The organism is Allocoprococcus comes (assembly GCF_013300725.1).
GTDB classification, from domain to species: domain Bacteria; phylum Bacillota; class Clostridia; order Lachnospirales; family Lachnospiraceae; genus Allocoprococcus; species Allocoprococcus comes_A.
Window position 1 is genome coordinate 1 of sequence record NZ_JAAIMM010000115.1, and the last position, 468, is coordinate 468.

The following is a 468-nucleotide window of genomic DNA, read 5'->3' on the forward strand; positions in this document are numbered from 1 at the left end:
GCAACATGGGCAAGCTGGTTCGCATTATTGCACAGACCCGCTATCTTCCTAAGCAGTTCCGGGTGATGCTCACAGGGTTTTGCGTGTACCTGTGCTCCTAAGATCAGCGAACGCATAAACTCTTCCCGACTCAGTCCGCTTTTTTCCACCTGTTCCTCCAATTCCCTGAGTTCCCTTGCATTTAACCGCACCGGGATCACATGGTTTCGTTTTCGCATTGCATCACCGTCCCTTCTCTTTTCTCTTTCATCATATCGCCAAGCTCCTGATCCGACCGTTTCGCAGTTACCATACAGCAGGTCACCACGACTCCGAAACAACCTCCACACATCAATGCGATCATAATCATGACTCCGTCTCTTAACATAGCTTATCCTTCCTTTCCATGTTCATTTTGTATTCGGGGGATTGGGGTTCTCCCCAAAGTGCGTTTGGATATCCAAACGCTATGCTTGCAAAACGAGTACC

The 468-nt window shown here is 48.7% G+C and carries 2 protein-coding genes; both read right to left on the reverse strand.

Annotation, left to right across the window (positions count from 1 at the left end):
• On the reverse strand, nt 1–218 hold a 218-nt coding region (locus G4407_RS16315; RefSeq protein WP_173689710.1), incomplete at its 3' end, for a plasmid mobilization protein.
• Complete coding sequence (locus G4407_RS16320; RefSeq protein ID WP_004614514.1) at nt 197–367, reverse strand: hypothetical protein; 171 nt, start codon at nt 365–367, stop codon at nt 197–199. The genes G4407_RS16315 and G4407_RS16320, both read right to left, overlap by 22 nt.
• Nucleotides 368–468: the final 101 nt, after the last annotated feature.

Excerpts from the sequence above, each read along its gene's own strand:
- G4407_RS16320 (WP_004614514.1), bottom strand. The coding sequence starts at position 367 with ATGTTAAGAGACGGAGTCATGATTATGATCGCATTGATGTGTGGAGGT.